Source organism: Haladaptatus cibarius D43, from assembly GCF_000710615.1.
Classification (GTDB): Archaea; Halobacteriota; Halobacteria; order Halobacteriales; family Haladaptataceae; genus Haladaptatus; species Haladaptatus cibarius.
Genome location: NZ_JDTH01000002.1, coordinates 853,395 through 870,214, shown reverse-complemented (window position 1 = coordinate 870,214; position 16,820 = coordinate 853,395). Strand labels below are relative to the sequence as shown.

General features: G+C 57.6%; 22 protein-coding genes and 1 pseudogene. 8 read left to right on the top strand and 15 right to left on the bottom strand.

Annotation, left to right across the window (positions count from 1 at the left end; genetic code table 11):
* Nucleotides 1-6: 6 nt before the first annotated feature.
* From HL45_RS09885 to HL45_RS09860, 6 genes are all read right to left on the bottom strand, one after another.
* Entirely contained in the window at nucleotides 7-771 is a 765-nt protein-coding gene (locus HL45_RS09885) for a cytochrome b family protein (RefSeq protein WP_049970936.1), read from the bottom strand.
* 4 nt (nucleotides 772-775) lie between these two features.
* Entirely contained in the window at nucleotides 776-1,570 is a 795-nt protein-coding gene (locus HL45_RS09880; RefSeq protein ID WP_049970935.1) for a cytochrome b, read from the bottom strand.
* Complete coding sequence (locus HL45_RS09875; protein WP_049970934.1) at nucleotides 1,570-2,418, bottom strand: cytochrome b; 849 nt, start codon at nucleotides 2,416-2,418, stop codon at nucleotides 1,570-1,572. Before HL45_RS09875 ends, HL45_RS09880 begins: the two co-directional genes overlap by 1 nt.
* A gap of 3 nt (nucleotides 2,419-2,421) precedes the next feature.
* Complete coding sequence (locus HL45_RS09870; protein WP_049970933.1) at nucleotides 2,422-2,808, bottom strand: DUF7318 family protein; 387 nt, start codon at nucleotides 2,806-2,808, stop codon at nucleotides 2,422-2,424.
* Nucleotides 2,809-3,504, bottom strand: coding sequence for a plastocyanin/azurin family copper-binding protein (locus HL45_RS09865; protein ID WP_049970932.1), 696 nt, complete (start codon nucleotides 3,502-3,504; stop codon nucleotides 2,809-2,811).
* An 88-nt stretch (nucleotides 3,505-3,592) separates the two neighbouring features.
* Nucleotides 3,593-4,381 carry a DUF7319 domain-containing protein gene (locus HL45_RS09860; RefSeq protein WP_049970931.1) on the bottom strand — a complete coding sequence of 263 codons (789 nt, stop codon included), beginning with the start codon at nucleotides 4,379-4,381 and terminating at the stop codon, nucleotides 3,593-3,595.
* A gap of 89 nt (nucleotides 4,382-4,470) precedes the next feature.
* Between HL45_RS09860 and HL45_RS09855 the strand changes: the two genes are divergently transcribed.
* Nucleotides 4,471-4,956, top strand: a complete 486-nt coding sequence (locus HL45_RS09855) for a DUF7321 family protein (protein ID WP_049970930.1) — start codon at nucleotides 4,471-4,473, stop codon at nucleotides 4,954-4,956.
* Nucleotides 4,957-4,978: 22 nt separating this feature from the next.
* Here the strand turns inward: HL45_RS09855 and HL45_RS09850 are convergent, their stop codons facing one another.
* The 3 genes from HL45_RS09850 to HL45_RS20385 form a co-directional block, all read right to left on the bottom strand.
* Nucleotides 4,979-5,527: a putative phosphothreonine lyase domain-containing protein gene (locus tag HL45_RS09850; protein ID WP_049970929.1), complete on the bottom strand. Its 549-nt coding sequence runs from the start codon at nucleotides 5,525-5,527 to the stop codon at nucleotides 4,979-4,981.
* Between the two features lie 75 nt (nucleotides 5,528-5,602).
* A complete protein-coding gene (nth, locus tag HL45_RS09845; RefSeq protein WP_049970928.1) occupies nucleotides 5,603-6,289 on the bottom strand; it encodes an endonuclease III in 687 nt (228 codons plus the stop codon).
* Between the two features lie 134 nt (nucleotides 6,290-6,423).
* On the bottom strand, nucleotides 6,424-6,738 hold the full coding sequence (locus tag HL45_RS20385; protein WP_144240058.1) for a hypothetical protein: 315 nt from the start codon (nucleotides 6,736-6,738) through the stop codon (nucleotides 6,424-6,426).
* Between the two features lie 174 nt (nucleotides 6,739-6,912).
* Between HL45_RS20385 and mvaD the strand changes: the two genes are divergently transcribed.
* Nucleotides 6,913-7,887, top strand: coding sequence for a phosphomevalonate decarboxylase MvaD (mvaD, locus tag HL45_RS09840; protein WP_049970927.1), 975 nt, complete (start codon nucleotides 6,913-6,915; stop codon nucleotides 7,885-7,887).
* Between the two features lie 91 nt (nucleotides 7,888-7,978).
* Nucleotides 7,979-9,115, top strand: coding sequence for an NAD(P)/FAD-dependent oxidoreductase (locus HL45_RS09835; RefSeq protein WP_049970926.1), 1,137 nt, complete (start codon nucleotides 7,979-7,981; stop codon nucleotides 9,113-9,115).
* Here HL45_RS09835 and HL45_RS09830 read toward each other — a convergent pair.
* Complete coding sequence (locus tag HL45_RS09830; protein WP_049970925.1) at nucleotides 9,112-9,468, bottom strand: hypothetical protein; 357 nt, start codon at nucleotides 9,466-9,468, stop codon at nucleotides 9,112-9,114. The genes HL45_RS09835 and HL45_RS09830 overlap by 4 nt on opposite strands.
* Nucleotides 9,469-9,598: 130 nt before the next feature.
* On the opposite strand from HL45_RS09830, the gene HL45_RS09825 reads away from it, so the two are divergent.
* Entirely contained in the window at nucleotides 9,599-9,814 is a 216-nt protein-coding gene (locus tag HL45_RS09825; RefSeq protein ID WP_233274743.1) for a hypothetical protein, read from the top strand.
* Nucleotides 9,815-9,863: 49 nt separating this feature from the next.
* On the opposite strand, the gene HL45_RS09820 is transcribed toward HL45_RS09825, so the two are convergent.
* Both HL45_RS09820 and HL45_RS20380 read right to left on the bottom strand, forming a co-directional pair.
* Nucleotides 9,864-10,220 carry a hypothetical protein gene (locus HL45_RS09820; RefSeq protein WP_049970923.1) on the bottom strand — a complete coding sequence of 119 codons (357 nt, stop codon included), beginning with the start codon at nucleotides 10,218-10,220 and terminating at the stop codon, nucleotides 9,864-9,866.
* Nucleotides 10,221-10,345: 125 nt separating this feature from the next.
* Nucleotides 10,346-10,999: a hypothetical protein gene (locus HL45_RS20380; RefSeq protein ID WP_144240056.1), complete on the bottom strand. Its 654-nt coding sequence runs from the start codon at nucleotides 10,997-10,999 to the stop codon at nucleotides 10,346-10,348.
* Between the two features lie 250 nt (nucleotides 11,000-11,249).
* Here HL45_RS20380 and HL45_RS09815 point away from each other — a divergent pair, with 250 nt between their 5' ends.
* Both HL45_RS09815 and HL45_RS09810 read left to right on the top strand, forming a co-directional pair.
* Entirely contained in the window at nucleotides 11,250-12,173 is a 924-nt protein-coding gene (locus HL45_RS09815; protein WP_049970922.1) for an ABC transporter ATP-binding protein, read from the top strand.
* Nucleotides 12,170-13,036, top strand: a complete 867-nt coding sequence (locus tag HL45_RS09810; protein ID WP_084156855.1) for an ABC transporter permease — start codon at nucleotides 12,170-12,172, stop codon at nucleotides 13,034-13,036. The genes HL45_RS09815 and HL45_RS09810 overlap by 4 nt, the downstream gene beginning before the upstream one ends.
* Nucleotides 13,037-13,046: 10 nt before the next feature.
* On the opposite strand, the gene HL45_RS09805 is transcribed toward HL45_RS09810, so the two are convergent.
* The 3 genes from HL45_RS09805 to HL45_RS19935 all read right to left on the bottom strand — a co-directional run bounded on the left by HL45_RS09805 (nucleotide 13,047) and on the right by HL45_RS19935 (nucleotide 15,529).
* Nucleotides 13,047-13,328 (bottom strand): DUF6360 family protein, encoded by a 282-nt coding sequence (locus HL45_RS09805; RefSeq protein WP_049970920.1) that lies wholly within the window; start codon nucleotides 13,326-13,328, stop codon nucleotides 13,047-13,049.
* Nucleotide 13,329: 1 nt separating this feature from the next.
* Nucleotides 13,330-15,108 (bottom strand): nitrite/sulfite reductase, encoded by a 1,779-nt coding sequence (locus HL45_RS09800; RefSeq protein WP_049970919.1) that lies wholly within the window; start codon nucleotides 15,106-15,108, stop codon nucleotides 13,330-13,332.
* 118 nt (nucleotides 15,109-15,226) lie between these two features.
* The gene (locus tag HL45_RS19935) at nucleotides 15,227-15,529 is read right to left on the bottom strand and encodes a hypothetical protein (RefSeq protein WP_084156854.1); all 303 of its coding nucleotides are present in this window, start codon (nucleotides 15,527-15,529) and stop codon (nucleotides 15,227-15,229) included.
* Between the two features lie 316 nt (nucleotides 15,530-15,845).
* Between HL45_RS19935 and HL45_RS21225 the strand changes: the two genes are divergently transcribed.
* Nucleotides 15,846-15,983: a hypothetical protein gene (locus HL45_RS21225; protein WP_162833870.1), complete on the top strand. Its 138-nt coding sequence runs from the start codon at nucleotides 15,846-15,848 to the stop codon at nucleotides 15,981-15,983.
* Nucleotides 15,980-16,798 (top strand): annotated as a pseudogene (locus HL45_RS21620) (CbiX/SirB N-terminal domain-containing protein); the annotation flags it as partial. The gene HL45_RS21225 and the pseudogene HL45_RS21620, both read left to right, overlap by 4 nt.
* Nucleotides 16,799-16,820: the final 22 nt, after the last annotated feature.

The window sequence follows — 16,820 nt, the reverse complement described above, 5'->3', positions numbered from 1 at the left end:
GTCGGGTTATTTCGGCGGTCGCAGGCGGTAGTACCGGCGGTTGAGGCTGAACATGTACCCTTCACGCATCGACTTCAACACCGCGTAGGTGATGGTTCCTGCTGCGATGGGCAGGAGGAACGTCAAGTCGAAGAGCAGGTGCGAGTCGATAGGCATCAGGTTCTTGATGGCGAGCGTGCTGATAGTGAGCGAGAAGACCACGCCGAACATACCGACCGCGGCCCAGAACGGTTGTTCGACCGGTCGACGAGCGCTCCCCTTGTTCAGGAACGGTACGATGGCGATGATACCGACGACGACGCCGTTTGCGACGACACCGTAGGTTCGGTCTGCCATCAGTTTGTCGCCACCGAGGATGGCGAGTTCGGGGTTCAGTGGCCCTAGCTTCAGCAGGCCGAACGACCAGTACAGATACCAGTCGGGCAGGATAATCGCTGGCGTCGAACTCGGGTCGGCCGGTGGGCCGAGGTGAGGTGGGAGCGCAGCGGCGAGGAACAGAATCATCCCGACGAAGAAACTCGTAATCGAGAGATTACGAATCATCTCGTGGGGCCACGTCGGGAACGCGAGCACGTCGCGTTCGACGTAGCTCGATTCCTGTCGCAGGTCTTCGTCTTCCCTGCGCGAGCGCTCGAAGTATTCGTATGTCAGCCGGGAGAGTCCCTGCGTGCGCTGCTTCCGCTCAAGCCACGAGGGAGTCTCGTCGTCCGGCGAGACGATGCCGGTACCGCTTCCGTCGGTTCGGGGTTCGGGTTCGTTTTCGTCGGTCATGGTATCAGTGTGGTTCTGCGATGCCCTGCATCCAGACGATGCCGATGTGTACCGCGATGAGCGTAGTCACGACGAACGGGAGCAAGAACACGTGCAGGATGTACATCCGTTGCAGTGTCGCCTGGCTCAGGCTGAAGCCGCCGAATAGGAGCTGTGCAACCCACTCGCCGACGAGTGGCACCGACAGGCTCATTTCGACGCCGATCTGTCCCGCCCAGAACGCCAACTGGTCCCACGGGAGTAGGTAGCCCGTGTACCCGAACACCATCGTCAAGCTGATGAGGATGATGCCGAGAATCCAGTTGACCTCGCGTGGCTCCTTGTACGCGCCCGTGAAGTAGACACGGAGCATGTGAAGGAATACCGCCGCCACCATCACTTGTGCGGCCCAGCGGTGAATACTCCGGAGCATGAATCCGAAGTTGAGGTCGGCCATGATGTACGCCAACTGGTTGTACGCCGCCGTGGGGTCGCCCGCCGTCGATGGCGAGTAGTAGAACCCGAGCAGCGCACCGCTGACTGCGGCCACTACGTATGCGATAGTCGAGAAGCTACCCAGTGCGTACAGCGGATACCAGTACCAGAATTTGTTGTCCAGTCCGTACTGCTCGGTGTGGCTTTTTGGCATCTGGAGGTTGACGCGATAGTACAACGTCTCCAGTATTTCGAGGTAGTCCACGATGCGGAACCGTTTGTCCATCCAGATGAGCGTCGTGAGGAACGTCGTCTCGATGGGGGTGAGTTCTTTCTCACGGAGCCACTCACCGTGGTCGTGTTCGTCCTTGCGTTCGATACTCATTACTCACCCTCCGGCCGTGGCAACGCCACGAATGATTTTCTAACGATGCTGAAGGGGTCGTACACCGACTGGTGGCACGGACAGTAAATCTCGTCCGCGGCACCGAACTTCGCGGCGTTTGAGAGGCCCTTGAACATCGGCACACAGCAGAAGTGTGTGCATTTGTTGAGATTGGCGATGAAGCCTTCTTTGGTACTCGCTTTGAGCCACTCACTTTCGCCCGACATCTGTTCGACGTTCGTGCTTCGAATGAGCTGGACGGTCATCGTCTGGCTCGGGGGAACGTCCTGTGAACGCCACGTTACCATCGCCGGTTTACCGAGGCCGGATTTACCGATGCCGTTGCCCCACGACTGGTAATCGCTGAAGTCGTCGATGTGGACTTTGTCCCCGGCGTTGACGTCGTTCGCCTGCCATTCGTACTTCGCGCCTTCCTTGTAGCGGAAGTAGTTGTCCATGTCGGCGTCCGGCTTGATGCCTTTGTAGGTCTGGACGCCGCAGTACTGGAACCAGTTTGCCGAGTAGGTCATGCCACCGATGTCGGCCTCGGCAACGGTGATTTCTCGACCCTGCTCCGTTCGCGTCGATGCTTCCGGGAAGAATCCCTTGACATACCCTTCGTCGTCTATTTCGATAGGGATTTGAGGCATTGCACGCGGTGCAGGCCCTGCCGTGTTTTCCATCCCCATGAACTGTGTAATACCACCACCGGCACCCGCGGAAGCCGTCGTCGTCGTGAGCGAAGCGGCACCCGCAGTGCCAACACTGGCGAGCGTCGCGCTTCCGACGACGCCTTTGACGAATCGGCGGCGACCTGTGCTCTCTGGATATTTGTCGTCTCCTGCCATAGTTTATCGTTTGTAGTAGGGGTACACTGCTCGTTTGAACTGTTCCCATGCGTCTCCGAACGACTCGGTTCCGTACTGCTCTTCCTCACGCACGTAGAGGTCTTCCCACTTGCGACGACGCTTTTTGACGATCATCACGTCGGGGAGGAACTCCTTGCGATACAGCATGAGGATGAACGCGAGGTCGACGAAGATGACGGCGAGAACGCCACCAAGGTACATGTTACCGAGTTCGGTCAGTCCCCATCCGTTGAGAAGACCGTAGGTGAACAAGCCGACGAACACCACTTCGATAATCGTCAACAGGACGATTGCGATGGCGGCCGTCGTGCTTTCTCGCGCCGGTTCGTATCGGTGTATGTCGCCGTATGTGCTTCCTGACGAGGACATTTATCTGTTCCCTCCGCTGGTGTGTGGTGATTCGCCGTATTTCAGGAAGAAGAACGTAAAGATGAGCGACATGATCATCATCAGAATCGTCGCAATTCCAACGTAGTGTGCCTGAAACGGCACGCCCATGTGTTCCGGGTCGGCTTCCGCAGAGCCACCGCCGCCGCCACCGCCACCGCCACCACTACCGACCGTGATTGTGCCGGTCATGCCAGCGGTTTCGTGTGGAATACAGACGTACTCGTAGGAGCCTTCGGTGTCGAAGGTGTGACTGTACGTGTGACCCGTGTCGAACGTCTCTCCTTCACTGCCGCTTCCTTCCCAGCCAGCCCCGTCGGGTTGGCTCGTCGGAATCACGTTGTGCGTGTCGGATTCCCATACCCACTCGACGGTGGTGCCGGGTGAAATTTGGAGGTCGGCCGGTTCGAACACGAGTTCGCCGCCCGGGCCGACGATAACCGTCTCCGTTCCGCCGCCACCGCCGCCGCCTCCTTGTGATTGATTGCCGCTAGACTGGTTTCCATTTGACTGGTTGCCACCGCCTGACGTCGTCGTCTGGGTGCCGCCAGTCCCGTTGCCGCCGGACTGGTTGCCACCTCCAGACGTTGTCGTCTGCTGCGCACCAGCGGGTACCGCCGCCGCGGCAGTTCCGCCAGCAACGCCGCTGGCCGCCAGTAGAAATTCCCGCCTCTTCATACATGTGTTGGTCAGGATGGGACTTGCTTAAACCCACCGATGCCCCGGGAGTGCCCACATCGACAGTTTGGGAACTGCTCCCGCCGGTTCAGTCGTCTCGTTCCTCTTCTTCTTCCCGGAGAAAGTCGGGTCGATAGTCGGAATCCACGCCAGCGGAACGCAGGCGATTTCGGTACTCTTCCGACCGGAATCTGTCGGAAAGTCGGGCATTCGCCACGATGAGCAGGACGAAAAATCCGAAGACGAAAAAGCCCCCGCCGACGAGTGCCAACAGTGGTGCGCCGTCTTGGATATTGTCCGAAACGCTAACGATTTCGAAGTAGACGAGGAACCACGCAATCATCATCCCGAATCCGGCGACGACGTGGATGGCCGCAATCGTCTGCATCAACTTGTTGCCGAGTTCGCCGCTCCCCTCCGGTACCTCGTCGGGGTGGGGCAGTTGCTCGCCTTCCGGCATCTCCGGCACGTCGTACTCTTCCATCGACGCCAGCGCAACCGTCGGTTTCACGTCGCGGAGGACGGTTCCGCGCCCTTCGACGCTTCCGTCGGGATAGACCACGGCGTAGCCTTCGTCCGAATAGGCGACCAACAATGGTTCCCCTTCGTGTGAAGTTCGCTCGATGACGGCGAATACCTCCCGAATTGCGACGCGATGTTTCAGGTCGGCCTCGACCCGGTCGAGCAGTTCCCTGCCCGTAATCCACGTATCCGGGTCGAACGCGGCCTCCCACTCTTCGAGCGACATCTCCGCCATATCTTCCGGGCCGAAATCCTCGAAGTCGTACTTCTCATCGACCTCGCGGCGAAGTTCCTCGCGGGATTCCTCCGGCGCGTCTTCCCCTGCGCCCTGCGTCCCACTGTCGGAGTCAGCCATTGTTCGGACGTTACGCTTCGACGGCTAAACATCTTCTGTCCTGACCGACGTTTCGGACGGTTTAACGCGCCCCAGCCTAACCACCGACTATGGTAAGCGACGCGGCGATTGCATCAGTGGTCGCGCTAGTCGTGACGGCGAGTCTTCCGTTCTACCTCTACGGCGCGTGGATAATTATCGAAGCCGAAACGGTGACGTGGAACGTTCTCACGCATCATCTGAAGTTCATCGTTACCGGCCTCCTGCTGACGACGGTTCCCGCAGTGGTGTGGATGATTCCCCGATTCGAGCGCCAGTTCGGCGGCCTCGCGGCGGTTCACGCCTTCCTCGGATTGCAAGCCTACGCGATGCTAATTCTCGCGCTCACGGGTATCGTCAGAATCTTTCAGGTCAAGCGCGCCCACGATTTGTACGGCACGCCGAATCCCGGCATGGACATCAGCGACCTCCACGAAAACATGGATTCGTGGCGCTGGCGACTTCGCGCCGGTGTCGCGGGCTACATCGTCTTCTGGCTTCTGACGTGGGTGCTCGGCATGGCTCGGTTTCTTATCCTCCACACCGACTACTTCTGAATCGGAGTTTTCCGCCACATTGCTACGCCCGGTATCGAGCGGGCATCGAAAGCTCCCACTCCTCGGCCGTCTCGGCGACGATTCCTTTAGCTGTGTAGATGTCCGGTTTGTAGAACAGTTCGTGTGTCACATCGTGTTCGTCCCGGAGATGCTCCCGGACGCGGTCAACGTCGTGTTTTGCGAAGTAGTTGGGGGTGTAGACGACGATCATGTAGTCGTCGTAGGGCAGTTCCTCGTAACCGAACGCAGTCATGACCTTGGCGGCCCAAATCACGCCCTCGCTGGCGTCTACGACGATTTTGGGCCACAGATCATCGATGGTTTCCGCCGAGCCGGTGAGTTGCCACTTTCCGATCGTTTTCTCCTGTTCGAGTGCTTCGCGGTCGATTTTTCCAACGGCGTCTCCGTTCGCGGGCGGAAGGTCATCGGCCGTCACATTCTCCGGGTGGGTCACGCTGTACTTCGAAAAATATCCATCCCCGCCGATTCGTGGACTGTCGCTTACGTCCCGACTTCGTAGCCAATACGTTCCTTCTTCCGTGATTTCGGTTGGAGACTGCTGAGTGAACATGTTTGTATTACTGACTAATTTCGAATAAGCCCTCTCCGTAAACTGAAAGTGAAACCAAAAAACGATTCCTGAGTTCTATCCCCACGCCTCGCCGCTGGCGAGGTCAATCTCATTATCGACCTTCGAAGACGGACAGATGTCTTCCAGCACGCAGTCGTCACAGTCGGGATTCCGGGCCGTACAGGTTGCTCGTCCATGGCTGATGAACAGGTGGGTCAGCCACTGCCAGTCATCTTCGTCCACGAACGACATCAGGTCGGTTTCGATTTTCTGCGGCGTCTTTTCCTCCGTCAGTCCCAGTCGCCGCGAAAGACGTTGAACGTGCGTATCGACCACGATTCCTTCGACCACGTCGTGGCCGTGCTGAAGAACCACGTTGGCCGTCTTCCGCCCGACGCCAGTCAGGTCGGTGAGTTCGCTCATGGTGTCCGGCACCTCGCCGTCGTGTTCCTCGATGATGGTCTGGCACGCGCTGTTTATCCACTTCGCCTTGTTGTTGTAGTAGGTAATCGAGTTCAAATCCTCGGCCAGTTCGTCCACGTCGGCCTCGGCGAAATCAGACACCGACTGGTACTTTTCGAACAGGTGTTCCGTCTCCTTGTTCACACGCTCGTCGGTACACTGGGCCGAGAGCATCACCGCGATGAGCAGTTCGTGGCGCGTCGAGAAGTTGAGCGAGATGGTCGCGTCCGGATATTCGTCGTAGAGTCGCTCCAGAATTTCCGCTAACTGTTCTTCTTGCGTGTCGAGTTGGACGCCCATGGGATGTGGTTAGCGGGATGGGGTTTCAGTCGTTCGATGTTTGCGAGAAAAACGATGGCTCGCTCGTGAGACTGGTTTGTTTGTGATTGGTGGGGACAGGGTTGGTGTAGCCGAGTCGTTTGCAAATCACGACTCTACGTCACGCCCTCGCTCATCATTCGCTCCTTGCAGTCGCTTACTCTTCGCTCGCCCGTTGCCACGGGAAGAGGCAAGCTCTTCCCTGCCATCAAAATCGCTCGGCGATTTTGAGACACCAGGAACAGCAGGCGGGGCCGAGAGCGACTGCCCTCGGCCCCGCCAAGTGACTGATTGGCTTGCTCTCGTTTGTCGGAAGGCGAGTTTCCAGGAAAGCGGCAGGCCGAACTTGGGTTGGCCGGGCGCGCTGGCGCGCCCGGCCCGGCGGCCTGGTGGATTCGGGCGAGCGAGAACGGAACGAGTGGTGAAGCCACGAGTGACTGCCCGAGCGAGGGCGTGTTTGGAGTCGTGACTTCTGCAGTCGCAGTGGTTTCTGTTCTCCTGAATACAGTTTTCGCAAAGACGGTCACAAATCCACACGTTTCTCCTTCGTTCTCCCCTTACCGTATTCCAGAGAGTTTAAACGCCCGTCACACACCCATCGACGTATGAAAGCGACCGCGAAGGCCCACCCGATTCAGGGACTCGTCAAGTACCACGGAATGCGCGACGAAGAAGAGCGTTACCCCTATCATGACAGCATCAGCGTCTGTACCGCCCCAAGCCACACGAAAACGACCGTTGAGTTCGACGAATCACTCGACTCCGACACCTTCGTCGTTGACGGCGAGGAACTGACTGGCCGCAAGTCGGAGCGCGTCGAGACTGTCGTCTCGCGTGTGCGTGAACTCGCGAACATCGACACTCGCGTCCGCCTCGAAAGCGAGAACAGTTTCCCGTCGAACGTCGGCCTCGGTTCTTCCTCGTCCGGGTTCGCCGCCGCCGCGATGGCCAGCGCGGAGGCCGCGGGACTCGACCTCTCGCGCCCCGACATTTCGACTATCGCGCGCCTCGGGTCATCCTCCGCGGCGCGCGCTGTGACGGGTGGCTTCTCCGACCTGCACATGGGACTGAACGACGAGGACTGCCGTTCCGAACGACTCGAATCGCCGCTCGAAGACGACGTGCGAATCGTCGCCGGACTGGTTCCGGCGTACAAGGAAACCGAGGAAGCCCACCGCGAGGCCGCCGACAGCCACATGTTCGAGGCCAGATTGGCGCACATCCACGACCAACTCGTGGAGATGCGCGACGCCTTGCGCGAGGGCGACTTCGACCGCGTCTTCGAAACGGCGGAACACGACTCGCTTTCCCTCGCCGCGACGACCATGACCGGCCCGGCGGGGTGGGTGTACTGGAAACCGGAAACCATCAAAATCTTCAACGAAGTGCGGCGACTGCGCGAAAAAGAAGACGTTCCGGTCTACTTCTCCACCGACACGGGCGCGAGCGTCTACGTCAACACGACGGCGGAACACGAAGAGCATGTGGAAGAGGTCATTGCCGACTGCGGCGTCGAAACCATGCGCTGGAAGGTCGGCGGCCCTGCCGAAATTCTCCCCGAAAGTGAAGCTCTGTTCTGAAGACGAACCCGAACCTCTGTTCTATCACTGAAACAGAATCCCAGTTCTAGCGGGGAGTACGCCTTTAGCCCTCCTGTACCTATCTTCTTCTATGCAGGTTGCTGTCCTCGGCGCTGGCTACGCCGGTCTTACCCTCGCCAGAAAGCTCGAACGCTCCCTTCCGGACGACGCGAACCTCGTCGTCGTCGAGCAGACCGGGAAGCATCTGGTGCAACACGAACTTCACCGCGTCATCCGCAGACCGTCCTTGGCCGACGATATTTCGATTCCCCTCGAAGACGTACTTGGCTGCGAAGTTCGAGAGGCGAGAGTCGAATCTATGGACGTGGATGAAAACCGAATCATACTGGGGTCGGACGGAGATACCGACGTACTCGAATACGATTACGCCGGAGTCTGTCTCGGCGCGGAAACCGCCTTCTACGACCTACCGGGTGTCGAAGAGTACGCAACTCCCCTGAAGCGATTACACCACGCCGAAGCAATTCGGGAGGAGTTCTTCGACAACGACGGCGGTCGTATCGTGGTCGGCGGTGCAGGACTGTCGGGCGTGCAGGTCGCGGGCGAACTCGCCGCGCTCGCCCGCGAGGAGGAAATGAACACGGAAATCGTGCTTCTTGAGCAGTTCGGCAACGTCGCGCCCTCGTTCCCCGCCAATTTCCAGCAGGCAGTCCAAAAAGAACTGGAAAAGCGCGATGTGGAGATTCGAACCGGAACCGCCGTCGAACGTGCAGAAGACGAAAAAATCACGCTGGCCGACGGAACCGCGCTTCTCTACGACCAGTTCATCTGGACGGGCGGCATTCGCGGCCCGGATGCACTCGGCGGCGACCGGCCGCAGGTCGATAGCACGCTCCGACTCGGCGACGGAACCTTCGTCGTCGGCGATGCTGGAACAGTCGTGGACGCCGAGGGGGAAGCGGTTCCGGCGAGCGCCCAATCCGCGATTCGAGAGGCGAGAGTCGTCGCAACGAATATCGCGCGACTGGTGGAGGACACGAATGACGACGATGATGACGTATTCGAACCGCGACTCGACCAGTTTTCGTTCAACTCGCCGGGATGGCTGGTTTCCGTGGGGGACGGTGCAGTTGCCCAAGTCGGCCCGACGGTCGTGACTGGGAGGCCAGCGAAAGCACTCAAAACGACGGTCGGCGCGGGGTATCTGTCCTCAGTCGGCGCTGTTCGGAATGCGGTGGATTTGCTCGGAGAAGAATTAGGCGATTAGACCGCCGGAATGCCGAGCGTGTTGAACGTCAGAACGTCCAGAATGGCCAACGCGTAGGTGATGGCGACGACCGACAGCCACCCGATGAGCGCGATTCCAATCGCGTTGCCCCATCCGCCGGGATAGCGGAAGTTGATGACCCAAATCCACGCGATGAGGACGACTATCCAACCGAACAGCCAACCGAGGAGGAACGCGACGATGACGCCAACTATCGACCCGACGATGGCCGTGATGAGCGCGTATCCGTAGTCGTCGGTTCCCGTCACGACTCGTGCACCGATGTAGATGCCGAGCGCGCCGATGAGCAGGCTCACGACGAACCCGACAACTGACCCAGTGAGGGATATCATACGAATCGTTCTACGGCGAACCTATTTTTATATGAACCGCTTGTCTTTCGGAAGGGTGTTCGTGGCCGAAAAGTATATTATGTATAAATCCAGCAGTAGCTTTAAGGTACTGGCCTATCCTTGCCTCACCATGGCACGCGAAAGCACACTTGACACGATTTTGATGGGCGCGGTTGGAGCAGGTGCCGTCGCAGTAATCGGCACACGGGCAGTCAAATACTATCGAGAACGACAGCGACGTTCGGAGCCACATGTCGTCTGCACAGACTGTGGAGAGGCGATGCCGGTCAATGAGTTACTCGACCCGGTCGTCACCTGCGGCTGTGCGACGGTTCGAATGGATTGAGAAAACCGCGTGCCAGCGTTCACTTTTAACAAAATCGAGCCGGGGAACGTTAGACGCGGCGAAGCGTGCCGCGAAGTCCCCGCTCAGCTACTCCGATGAGGAGCAGGGCGAAGAGCGCGACGACGAGCCAGCGTCCCGTCTGGGAACTGACCGCTTCCGCGAACAGCCCCAGCAGGTCGAAACCGACGGCCTGGCCGAGTGCGAACAGCAACAACACGAAGCCAACGACTGCGAGTCCCGACATCATGCCGGTCTTCGCGAGCCAGTTCGACGAACTCTCGTTTTTGCGACGGTTGTCCTGCGCTTGTGGTTGCTGGTTTGCACTGCCCTGTCCAGCAGTTTCTTTCTGTGTGGTTCGTTGACTGCTGTCGTTACGATCTCTATCGCCGTTTTGTGGTTGGGGCATAGTGAATCATCCCCGTCAAGGGAAAGAACACCCATACCTAAAGTTATAGAGCAGTTAAATGGCGTGTTACGGAGTGGTTATGGGCATTGTAACTTCGACTACGATAAAAATGAACGAATTTCGCTCTATGAACAGCCGTTACAACAGTCACAATATGTGTTCCATGAACACGACGTATCCGTCTCACATGGGTAGAGAACACAGCAGTAACGGTCTGCCCAGACGGAGTTTCCGCACTGGTCTACACAGTAGCATTCGTCGTTGCAACTATGGCTTGATGTCTCTACGTTTTCCATCCCGTGACCTGCTTTTGCGATATACGTTTTATCCGTATCGTATGGCTCATAAAATGCGTAGGCATGATCTTCTGCCGGTTGGATTGCAACAGAAAGAATACCCTCTGCGAGATGCTTTACCGCACGATACTCATCAGCATGTTCTGAGTCCCATGCCGCGAAATTGACTCCCTCGGTAGACTTGGAAGCGACCGCGCCGTAATCTGCAGGTTTGTCGAGTGGGAGTTCCAAGACAGCACCTCTTTCCAATAACCCTTCCTCTGCAAGTAGTGTGAGGAGGTCGCTACCAAACCTTCTGAAAATGAGAATCGCTTCTCGCTGGAGTGGCTTTTGTTTGACGCTCGGCCCCTTTCTTGTTGCAACGGCAGACCCAGAACTGCCAGCGACAGCCGTGAATCCTAATGCACTGGTTGTTGCTGCTTTTTTCAGGAAACTTCGTCTGTTTCGAATTAGTCTACCATCTGAATTTTCATCTTCTACCATACAATAGAAATTAATACATTTGTGAACAATAAAATTAACCCACTGAATAGTGTTTGACGCTACGTTTCGTAGAGCCATATTTAAATACGGACACATTCGTAGGAGAACATTAATAGTGTCTAAGAGTTAGACATTTAAATAGTACTACGATATATTAATAAAAGAATATACATAAAATGTTAGAAAATAGTTATACGATATATTTGAAAAGAATAGTTCAGAACCGTTCTGTGTACACTAGAACACATATATGACTGCTATCGAAACGCGAGCCCTAACAAAGCGATTCGGCGAGGTGACCGCGGTTCACAATCTTGACCTTACTGTGAAAGAAGGCGAGATATTTGGACTCCTTGGTCCGAACGGAGCGGGAAAATCAACCACGCTGAATCTGCTTTTAGACTTCCTCCAACCGACTGCGGGTGATGCATCAGTACTCGGCCGTAATCCGTGGATGGAAGCGCGCACAATACGAGAGCGAATGGGAATCCTCCCTGAAGGTTACGGACTTTATGACCGACTCACGGCACGCGAACATTTAGAGTTCGTCGTGCAGATGAAATCCTGTGATACCTCGGCAGAAGACATTTTGGAGCGAATCGGACTGGTGAACGAGGAAAACCGCCCTGTCGGAAATTTTTCGAAGGGAATGCGCCAACGGCTCGGCCTCGGAATTGCCCTCGTCGGCGAACCAGACCTACTGATTTTAGATGAGCCATCGTCTGGATTCGACCCACACGGAATCCGGGAGATGCGAAGCATCATACGAGAGGAAAAAGAGCGCGGTGCAACCGTGATTTTTTCAAGCCACGTTATGCAAGAAGTCAAGATGATTTGTGACCGTGTCGGTATTATGAACCATGGCGAACTCATTGCTGTGGACACCATTGAGGCACTGCACGAACAAGCCAGCACACGCGAAACGCTTGTTCTCTCGGTCGATATGATTCCCGAGTCTCATCGACTCACGGAAATAGACGGCGTCAGCGACGTTTTCGTCTTCGATTCGACACTCCAAATTTCGTACTCAACGCCAGAGGCAAAGACCCAAGTACTGGACGAAGTGAACCGAACAGGAACGACTATCCGAAATGTCGAAATCGAGCAAACATCGTTAGAGGAATTGTTCGTGGAATACACCGCGGAAAAACACTCACAGGAGGCCACGATATGAAATCACACTCACTAATAATTGCAAAGAAGGAGCTCATGGATTCTATCCGATCTCGAATGTTGTGGGGTGCAGTCGTGACGTTGGTGCTGATGGCAGTTTCTTCCACAATCTCGATGTACCTGAACGCACCGCCACCGGCATCGTTAGGAGTTGTCGCCGAAAATATTCCACTGAACCTCTTCCGGTTTATGCCGATTATCGCATTACTTTCGGGGTACAAAGCAGTTGTCGGTGAACGAGAATCGGGTAGTATTCGATTTCTACTCGGACTCCCTACGACGAGGCGTGAAATCCTGTTCGGGAAGCTTCTCGGGCGTTCGATAGTGTTTACTATTGCGCTGTTGACTTCCGTATTCCTTCTCGTTGCGCTGAATATCGTGCTACACAGTGGGGTTGCGCTACCGCAATTAATGGCACACACTGCACTTTTGCTACTTTACGGGTTGGTTTGGGTTGGTATCGGTGTCGGCATCTCCGCGGCGGCAACGACTCGATTCCAGGCAGTCGGTGGTGTGTTCGGCTTGTACGCGATAACGCATTTCTTTTGGCAACAGAACGTACTCCCGATTCTTGCCTACCTGTTCGCAGATGGTGCGTCGATGGGAGGCCTGAAGCCCATCGCCTTCGCTGATGGCCCGACATGGTATCTGTATGTCCAGCGGGTCAATCCAGTGAAGATCTATCAGGCAAGTCGTGGGATTCTGCTCGAACTGCTAGAGTCCGGAAACCCGAACGCAGACGCTGCCATCACAGTCCCGATGAACGTTCCCGAGAATGTGTTCGGGTTTGTCGTTCTGTTCCTCTGGGTTGCATTTCCACTCTCTATCGGCTATTGGCGGTTCAGTCGCGCAGAAGTTCAATAACTGACCGTTGCTATTTTTTCTCTGCGACATTAGCACACCGCTCAAACTCCCCGGCCAACTCCCGTGCCTGTTCCGGCGACAGAGTAACCGTGTCGGCATGAGCAGGCAGATGTTCCAACCCCGTGTTGTCCAGTTCGAGTTGGAGCAGTACCTCGTCGGGTGCATCCTCGCCGCGGGGCGTTTTGACGTTCAGAACCCCCACGGCCTCCTCTGTCCAGCCATGACCTTCGGCGACGGCGTCGATGAGGTCGAACGTAGTGTAGGCGTTCACCGACAGGACGCGGTCTGCCATCTCAGTCGTCCCCTGAAATCGCGTCGTCCGGGCTGTTTGGGGCCGGACTGGCCTCCATCGCGTCGTCCTCGGCGTATGGATACCACGTCTTCTTCGTGTTGTGCATGTACGGGTCGTCGTAGGAGGTTTCCTCGGGCTTGGCGAGGGTTTCCAGTCTGTCCTCGTGGCGAGCCTGCACGAACTCGCGGAACGTCTCGCCATCTTCGCGTTCCTCCGCGAAGCCGTGAATCAAGTTCCGAATCGCGCCCGGAACCTCGTCGGCGGCGATTCGCTCCCGAATCCATGTCGCAAAGCTCGGGTCTTGGCCGAGTCCGCCGCCGACGCCGATGTCGAGGGCTTCGACCGCTTCGCCGTTCTTTCTGGTTTTCATCCCGCGCAGGCTGATGTCCGCGATTTGCGGTTGGGCGCAGGAGGCGGTACACCCCGAGAGGTGGATATGGAAATTCTCGGTGTCCTCCGGCAGTTCGACGTTGTCCCGAAGCCAGCGTGAGAGGCGCACCTGTCGGTTCTTCGTCTCCACGATAGAGAGCGAACAGAACTCCGTTCCCGTACAGGCAATCGACCCGCGCTGGAAGGGATGCGGGTCGGGACTGTAGCGGTCGAACAGCGGTTCGGAAAGCATCGCGTCGAGGCGGTCTTCCGGAACGTCGGTGAGGATGATGTTCTGACGCTGGGTGAGTCGCGCCTCGCCGGAACCGTACTTCGTGGCGATGTCGGCCATCTCTATCATGTCCTCCGCGCCCACTCTCCCGACGAGGACGTTCAGCCCGACGTAGTAGTTGCCATCGGGTTGTTCGTGGACGCCGACGTGGTCTGCGTGGCCGTGGTCGTCCGGAACTCCGGCGTTGTACGAATACTCCTCGCGGAGGTCATCGCCAGCGGTTTTGAGGTAGAAATCGACGTACTCCTCCTGCAACACCTTTCGGATTTTTTCGGTTCCCCACTCGTCCACGAGGAATTTGATGCGGGCGCGTCGGCGGTTCTCGCGGTTGCCGTAATCGCGGAACAGGCCCGAGAGGCCACCCAGAACCGGAACGACTTCGTCGGGTTCCGCGAACACGTCGATGTCGCGTGCAAATCTCGGTTCGCGTCCAGCGAGTCCGCCACCGACGCGGACGTTGAAGCCGCGAGCCGCCTCTCCGTTGATTTCCTTCTCGGCGGGTTCGATGCCGATGTCGTTGATGTCGCCCTGTCCACAGCCTTCCCGGCACCCTGTCACGGACACCTTCCACTTCCGGGGAAGGTTTTCGTACTTCGGATTTCCTTTGAAATTCTCGTTCAAATCCTGCACGACGGGGAGCGCGTCAACGAACTCGCGTTTGTCCTTGCCAGCGACAGGACAGCCCACGATGTTACGCCACGAGTCGCCGCAGGCCTGCTTGGTCGAGAGTCCCGCATCCTCCAGCCTGTCCCAGATTTTCGGCACGTCCTCGATGTTGACCCAGTGCAATTGCACCGCTTGCCGCGTCGTTACGTCGGCGTAGCCGTTTCCGAACTCGGGATTGTCGGCCGGGCCGACGGCGAAATCGCGCGCGATTTCGCCGATGACGCGCAGTTGACCGGGGGAGAGGACGCCGCTCGGCGGCCCGATTCGCATCATGAAGTAGCTCTCCTGCCCGTCGCGCTGATGGTACAGGCCCCACCATTTGAACCGCTCGAACCATGCGTCGTGTTCGTCGTCCGGAATGGCGTCCCAGCCTTCTTCGGCGAACCGGAGCATGTGTTCACGTATCTCCTCGCCGTACAGTTCGTCCTTCCATTTCTCCACGTCGGTCGGCATGGGAAATCGTACAAAACCCACCCGTAAACCCCCGCGCTCCCCGTCAATGTCCGCCGGGGGTCGGGAATACCGGCAACAATTTCGGAGAGGTGCGACACGGGCAGAAGTCGGAAGTTGGCTACTGCGGTGAATGGACGCCTTCGACTTCGACAGGGCGGAAACGATTTTCACCCATTTTTCCGATTTGGAGCCAGCCCGTGGTTCCGTGTTCGCCACAGCCAATGCACTGACCCCCGGCGCGGGCTTCGACCCAGCGACCATCGACACCCACGTCGGTGAACACTTCGACCACGAAAAAGGCGACATCGCAGTCGCAAACATCGTGGCGAGCCAGCTTCCAAACGTTGCTCACGCCGACGATTCGAGTGTTTTCCACGTTCACCCACGCACCCTCGTCCAGCGTGCGAACCGCGATAGTCATGCCAGCACATCGGACAGCGCGTGACCTGAACGCGTCGGCAGTCGCAATCTACGCCGCGTCGGATGACGCGTCACGACCGGCAAACCCGCCGGCTCGGATTTCGTGTCGGGACGAAACCCAAAAGTAAGCCGTTTATGCCCGTCAGAGTTATCCTCGAATATTACCGTGACGTAGGAGCATCGGCTGGTATTACGCCAAGACGCACCGTTTAGGAGTCGTACCGTAAATCGGGAGGTGATGAGAAGCAACGACAGCGACGAACGCCGGTACCTCTACGACACAGTCGCAGAACCGACGAATCGGGAGGTGTCGAGACGTGACCGATAGCCGAACCGACGGCCACGCGGACGACCACTTGGAGGACGTCCCGGACGGGAGCGGCTGTACCGAAATCTGGGAACACCTCTCCGAGCGACGAGACGCGGACGAAGACGAGGAAACGGTCGAAGAATGAACAGCACTGCACTCGTACTGGTCGGGCACGGGTCGCATCTTGACCCCGAATCCGCCCGACCGCTGTACGACCACGCCGACGAAATCCGTTCGCACGGTGTGTTCGACGCCGTCCACGAGGCATTTTGGAAAGAAGCACCCTCACCCCGCGAGGTGCTTCGAACCGTCGAACAGGACGACGTGTACGTCGTCCCGCTGTTCACCAGCGAAGGCTATTTTACCGAGCAGGTGATTCCCCGCGAACTCAGAATCGCGGATGGCTGGAATCTCGACGTGGACAAGTCAGTTCACTACACCGACCCCGTCGGCACCCACGAGGCGATGACGGAGGTCATCACCCGGCGTGCCGAGCGCGTGACGAACAATCCGAACGTCGGTTCCGGCGTCGGCCTCGCCGTCGTCGGTCACGGCACCGAGCGCAACGAAAACAGCGCGAGAGCGACACAGGCTCACGCAGACCGCCTCCGCGAACAGAAACGATTTGACGAGGTTCGCGCGCTGTTTATGGACGAAGACCCACGAATCGACGATCTCACCGAGCACTTCGAGAGCGACGAACTCGTGGTCGTCCCGCTGTTCATCGCGGATGGCTACCACACGCAGGAGGATATTCCCGAGGACATCGGGCTGACCGACGACGCACGCGCTGGCTACGACGTTCCTGCCAAAGTTGACGGGAAAACCGTCTGGTATGCTGGTGCAGTCGGAACGGAACCCCTCGTCGCCGACGTGGTTCTCGAACGCGCGATGGATGCTGGTGCGGAAATCGAGGAATCGGAGAGCGAGAGTGTAACCAAATCGAATGAAACTGATTCGGCATTCGAACCTCGCCGTGAGT

What these genes read in the sequence shown, in the direction of transcription:
- HL45_RS09880 (WP_049970935.1), bottom strand. Translation starts at nt 1,570, where the DNA reads ATGAGTATCGAACGCAAGGACGAACACGACCACGGTGAGTGGCTCCGT.
- HL45_RS09825 (WP_233274743.1), top strand. Translation starts at nt 9,599, where the DNA reads ATGGCACGCGAAAGCACACTTGACACGATTTTGATGGGCGCGGTTGGA.
- HL45_RS19935 (WP_084156854.1), bottom strand. Translation starts at nt 15,529, where the DNA reads ATGACTATCGCGGTTCGCACGCTGGACGAGGGTGCGTGGGTGAACGTG.
- HL45_RS09855 (WP_049970930.1), top strand. Translation starts at nt 4,471, where the DNA reads ATGGTAAGCGACGCGGCGATTGCATCAGTGGTCGCGCTAGTCGTGACG.
- HL45_RS09850 (WP_049970929.1), bottom strand. Translation starts at nt 5,527, where the DNA reads ATGTTCACTCAGCAGTCTCCAACCGAAATCACGGAAGAAGGAACGTAT.
- HL45_RS09800 (WP_049970919.1), bottom strand. Translation starts at nt 15,108, where the DNA reads ATGCCGACCGACGTGGAGAAATGGAAGGACGAACTGTACGGCGAGGAG.
- HL45_RS09820 (WP_049970923.1), bottom strand. Translation starts at nt 10,220, where the DNA reads ATGCCCCAACCACAAAACGGCGATAGAGATCGTAACGACAGCAGTCAA.
- HL45_RS09870 (WP_049970933.1), bottom strand. Translation starts at nt 2,808, where the DNA reads ATGTCCTCGTCAGGAAGCACATACGGCGACATACACCGATACGAACCG.
- HL45_RS20380 (WP_144240056.1), bottom strand. Translation starts at nt 10,999, where the DNA reads ATGGTAGAAGATGAAAATTCAGATGGTAGACTAATTCGAAACAGACGA.
- HL45_RS09805 (WP_049970920.1), bottom strand. Translation starts at nt 13,328, where the DNA reads ATGGCAGACCGCGTCCTGTCGGTGAACGCCTACACTACGTTCGACCTC.
- HL45_RS09875 (WP_049970934.1), bottom strand. Translation starts at nt 2,418, where the DNA reads ATGGCAGGAGACGACAAATATCCAGAGAGCACAGGTCGCCGCCGATTC.
- HL45_RS09835 (WP_049970926.1), top strand. Translation starts at nt 7,979, where the DNA reads ATGCAGGTTGCTGTCCTCGGCGCTGGCTACGCCGGTCTTACCCTCGCC.
- HL45_RS09815 (WP_049970922.1), top strand. Translation starts at nt 11,250, where the DNA reads ATGACTGCTATCGAAACGCGAGCCCTAACAAAGCGATTCGGCGAGGTG.
- HL45_RS09810 (WP_084156855.1), top strand. Translation starts at nt 12,170, where the DNA reads ATGAAATCACACTCACTAATAATTGCAAAGAAGGAGCTCATGGATTCT.
- nth (WP_049970928.1), bottom strand. Translation starts at nt 6,289, where the DNA reads ATGGGCGTCCAACTCGACACGCAAGAAGAACAGTTAGCGGAAATTCTG.
- HL45_RS09885 (WP_049970936.1), bottom strand. Translation starts at nt 771, where the DNA reads ATGACCGACGAAAACGAACCCGAACCCCGAACCGACGGAAGCGGTACC.
- HL45_RS09830 (WP_049970925.1), bottom strand. Translation starts at nt 9,468, where the DNA reads ATGATATCCCTCACTGGGTCAGTTGTCGGGTTCGTCGTGAGCCTGCTC.
- HL45_RS09860 (WP_049970931.1), bottom strand. Translation starts at nt 4,381, where the DNA reads ATGGCTGACTCCGACAGTGGGACGCAGGGCGCAGGGGAAGACGCGCCG.
- mvaD (WP_049970927.1), top strand. Translation starts at nt 6,913, where the DNA reads ATGAAAGCGACCGCGAAGGCCCACCCGATTCAGGGACTCGTCAAGTAC.
- HL45_RS09865 (WP_049970932.1), bottom strand. Translation starts at nt 3,504, where the DNA reads ATGAAGAGGCGGGAATTTCTACTGGCGGCCAGCGGCGTTGCTGGCGGA.